The sequence below is a fragment of the Zavarzinia sp. genome (assembly GCF_049306435.1).
Lineage (GTDB): Bacteria > Pseudomonadota > Alphaproteobacteria > Zavarziniales > Zavarziniaceae > Zavarzinia.
This window is the reverse complement of the sequence record NZ_JBAQRT010000362.1, coordinates 1-3,996: the sequence shown is the minus strand read 5'-3', so window position 1 is coordinate 3,996 and position 3,996 is coordinate 1. Positions and strand designations below refer to the sequence as shown.

Sequence of the window (3,996 nt, the reverse complement as noted above, 5' to 3'; positions counted from 1 at the left end):
CGGCCCATCTGCTGGTCGCGGCGCCCATCCGCGATACCGCCGGCATCACCATCGGCGCGACGGTCATCGCCCTGTCGACCGCGCGGCTCGACCGGATGCTGGCCGATTATCTGCTTTACGGCGCGGGCGCGGCCAGCCTTGTCTTCGCCTTCGGCGTCGCCGCCGCCGGCCTGTTCGCGGGCCGTATCGCCCGCCCCGTCGCCGCCATGACCAGGGCGGCGCAAGAGATCGACGGCCGCCGCTTCGCCCCCGCCAGCCTCGACGCGCTGGCAAGGCAGGGCGACGAATTGGGCACCCTCGCCCGGGTGTTTCAGCACATGGCGATCGAGGTGCAGGCGCGCGAGGAACACCTCGAGGCCCTCGTCCGGGCGCGGACCCTCGAACTCGAACAGAAGAACGAATTGCTGGAAGCATCGCAGCGCCGGGTCGAGGCGGAACTGGACGCGGCGCGTTCCCTGCAGGCGGCGATCCTGCCCCAGGCCCTGCCCGTCCACCCGTCCTATGCCGGCAAGGCGACCATGGTGCCGGCCAGGGAATTGGGCGGCGATTTCTATGATTTCTTCGCCATCGACGAGCGCCACCTCGGCATCGTCATCGCCGATGTCTCGGGCAAGGGCGTGCCGGCCGCCTTCTTCATGGCGATCTCGCGCACCGTGCTGCAGTCGAGCGCGCGGGAAAACCCTTCGCCCGGGGCCTGCCTCGCCGCGGCCAACACATTGCTGTGCGCGCAGAACCCGATGGATCTCTTCGTCACCACCTTCTACGGCATCCTCGACACAGAGACGGGCGAATTCGCCTATGCCAATGGCGGCCACAACCCGCCGCTGGTCATCCGCCGGGCGGATGGTGCCGTCACCGATCTGCCGCGCACCGCGGGCATGGCGCTCGGCGTGATGCCCGACATTCCCTATGCCGAGAAGCGCCTTCAACTCGATCCGGGCGACACGCTCTTCCTCTATACCGACGGCATATCGGAAGCGATGGATCGCGGCGGCCACGAATTCACCGAGGCCCGCCTGCGCGATGCCTTGAAGGACGCGCGGACGGAAGCCGTCGATATCGTGATTTCGGGTGTGACGGCGGCGGTCGAGCGATTCGTCGACGGGGCCGAACAATCGGACGACATCACCTGTCTGGTCGTCCGCTATATCGGCCCGCCGCCGCGTCTCGCCGCCGTGTCCTGATCAGAAGCGGGCCAGCGCCTCGGCCCGGCTGGGCGCGACGTCGAGAATGCCGAGAAAGCCCGAAATCTCGAACACGTCGCGAATATGAGGCTGCAATCCGGCGAGAACGAAACGGCCGCCCGCCTGTTTCAGCCGTTTGGCGACCACGAGGACGACGCGCAGCCCCGCGCTCGAAATATAGTCCAGCCGGGTGAAATCCAGCACGAAACCGCCCGCGCCGACGCGGGTGATCAGCTCGGCCTCGACAGCCGGGGAATTGGTGCTGTCCAGCCGCCCCTGAAGGCTGGCGACGATCGCCTGTTCCACCGTCTCGAAGGTAATGCTCATTGAACTCCAGCCTTTGCCTGTTTCGGTCGGCACCAGAATGTATCCATCGTGGTAAAAAATTAGCACAATAATGGATACAATACGAAAGAGCCGAGGGTACGCCCCCGGCGACCTTCTGCGGGAGTATGGCATGGTGCGTGAAGGCGGGCGACAGTGTGGGACAGGGGGGAACGGCGGCGCTCGGGACGTGCGGGCCGATCCATGACCCTGATCCGTCTGCCCCCGTCCCGGCCGCGCCGCCGACCGCAGGAATTATCGGTCGCCGCCGATGAAAGCGCCCCCCTGTCGACCCTGCTGCCCCTTGGCCTGCAACACGCGGCCATGGCGCTCGGCCTGTCCGCCTATGTCCTGGCCCTGGCCAAGGGCGCCCATTTCGGGGTCGAGGAGACGCGGACCCTGCTCGCCGTCTCGATCATCACCATGGCGCTGGGCACCGGGCTGCAGGCCTGGGGCGGACGTCTCGGCTCCGGCGCGCTGATCGTCCATATTCCGGGTCCGCTGTTGGTCACCCAGGCGGCACCGATCCTGTCGGTGACGGGGCCGGGCGGCATGACGGTGCTTTCCGTCGCCTGCGCCCTGGTCGCGCTGCTGGTCGCGCCGCTGACCACGCGCCTGCGGGGCCTGTTTCCGCCCATCGTCGCCGGCCTCGTCGTGCTGATCGGCGGCATTTCACTGATTCAGAGCGCCATCACCCACGCCGCTGGCCTTGACGCCGCCATGGCGCCGGACGGCGACAGCCTCGCCATCGCGGCGGTCACCCTTGGCCTGATCATCGGCCTGTCGATCTGGGGCAGCCGGCGCCTGAAGCTCTTTTCCCTGCTGATCGGCATCCTGGGCGGCGTGGTGACGGCCCTGCTGCTCGGCCGTCTGTCCGGGGGCGAGGCGCTGGCCAGCGTCCCCGTTGTCGCCCTGCCCGCCATTGTCGCGCCGGTGTTCGACGTGCCGGTCGGCGCGCTGATCGCCGTCGCCTTCGTCGCGCTCCTGGTACAGATCGACGCGATCGGCAGTTTCATCCTGATGGACCGGATGGACGACGCCGACTGGCGCCGGCCCGACATGAAGCAGGCCGGGCGCGGCATCCTGGCCGCCGGCATCGGCGATTTCCTCGGCGGCCTTCTGGGCGGCATGGCGACCGCGACATCCTCGGCCAATATCGGGCTGTGCCACGCCAGCCGGGCCACCACCCGCTATGCCGGGCTGGTCGCCGCCGGCCTGCTGCTGGTGATCGCCTTCCTGCCGCAGGTCACCATGGCGCTGACCCTGATCCCGACGCCGGTCATCGGCGCGATCGAGCTTTATTCCGCCGCCTTCCTGATCGCGGCCGGCGTCGATCTGGTCGCCTCGCGCCAGCTCGACACGCGGGGCGTGTTCATCATCGGCCTGTCGCTGGTCTGCGGCATTTCGGTCCTGCTGATGCCGGGCATCGCCGCCCAGGCGCCGCCGTCCCTGCACCATCTGGTGGGCAGCGGCTTCATCGTCACCGGCGCCCTCGCGATCACGCTCAATCAATTGTTCCGCCTTGGCATCCGCCAGTCGGAAACCCGGGCGATTTCGCCTTCCGGCCCGGCCGTCAGCCATCAGGTCACCGATTTCATCGAACGCATGGGCGGCACCTGGGCCGCCCGGCGCGATATCGTCCGCCGCGCCGCCCAGGCCGCGGTCGAGGCGGTGGAAGCGATCGCCGCAGCCGGCTGCGGCCGCCGGGTGACCGCGATCGGCGGCCGTTTCGACGAGCTGAATTTCGATATCGACCTCTGGCACGACGGCCCGCCCCTGCCCCTTTCCGGCGCGGCGGCGCCCGATCTCGCCAACATCCTCGACGGGGCTGACGATGAAGCCATCGACACCGCCATCGCCAATGTCTCGAACGTGCTCGTCCAGCGTCTGGCCGACCGGTTGAAATGCGGCAGCGACCCGGCCGGCGGCCGGTCGTTCATGCGCCTGCATTTCGACCATTGAGCCCGCGCCCGGCAGCCAGAAGGAAACTCAAGTGACCCTGCTGATCGACCGGAACACCTGGAGGCCTGCCTTGGACCGTGAGGACATGGGGCGCAGCTATGACGCCTATTTCTCGTCCGGCGTCTATCTGTCCCGCTATCCACGGCCGAACCGGCGCACCCTGCGACTGTTGGCCGGCCTGTTGCCGGCGGGCGGCCGCCTGCTCGATTATGGCGCCGGCGAGGGGCGCTATTGCTTCAGCCTGGCGCGCAGTCATGAAGCGGCGGTGACCGCCGTCGACATCAGCGCCGTCGCCCGCCAGCATCTCGGTGCCGTCGCCGGGCATCTGGGACTGTCCGGGCAGGTCGAGGTTTGCGACGCCGACGACGCGACCTACCGTCAGGCCCTCGCGCGCGGGGGCTTCGATATCGTCCTGCTGGGCTTCGGCGTGCTGGGCCATGTCGCCGGGCGGCAGCGGCGGATCGCGCTTCTGGCCGAATTGCGTTCGGCGCTGGCGCCCGGCGGGCGGCTGGTGCTCGGCCTGCCC

The 3,996-nt window shown here is 68.7% G+C and carries 4 protein-coding genes; 3 read left to right on the top strand and 1 reads right to left on the bottom strand.

Going from position 1 to position 3,996, the window contains the following annotated elements:
- Positions 1-1,184: PP2C family protein-serine/threonine phosphatase (locus WAZ62_RS20720; protein ID WP_422645431.1), on the top strand; the 1,184-nt coding region annotated here is incomplete at its 5' end.
- Here the strand turns inward: WAZ62_RS20720 and WAZ62_RS20715 are convergent.
- Positions 1,185-1,511 carry an STAS domain-containing protein gene (locus WAZ62_RS20715; protein WP_422645430.1) on the bottom strand — a complete coding sequence of 109 codons (327 nt, stop codon included), beginning with the start codon at positions 1,509-1,511 and terminating at the stop codon, positions 1,185-1,187. It abuts the gene before it with no gap.
- A gap of 201 nt (positions 1,512-1,712) precedes the next feature.
- Here WAZ62_RS20715 and WAZ62_RS20710 point away from each other — a divergent pair, with 201 nt between their 5' ends.
- Positions 1,713-3,470: a uracil-xanthine permease family protein gene (locus tag WAZ62_RS20710; RefSeq protein ID WP_422645429.1), complete on the top strand. Its 1,758-nt coding sequence runs from the start codon at positions 1,713-1,715 to the stop codon at positions 3,468-3,470.
- Between the two features lie 70 nt (positions 3,471-3,540).
- A partial coding sequence (locus WAZ62_RS20705) for a class I SAM-dependent methyltransferase (RefSeq protein ID WP_422645428.1) occupies positions 3,541-3,996 on the top strand: 456 nt, incomplete at its 3' end.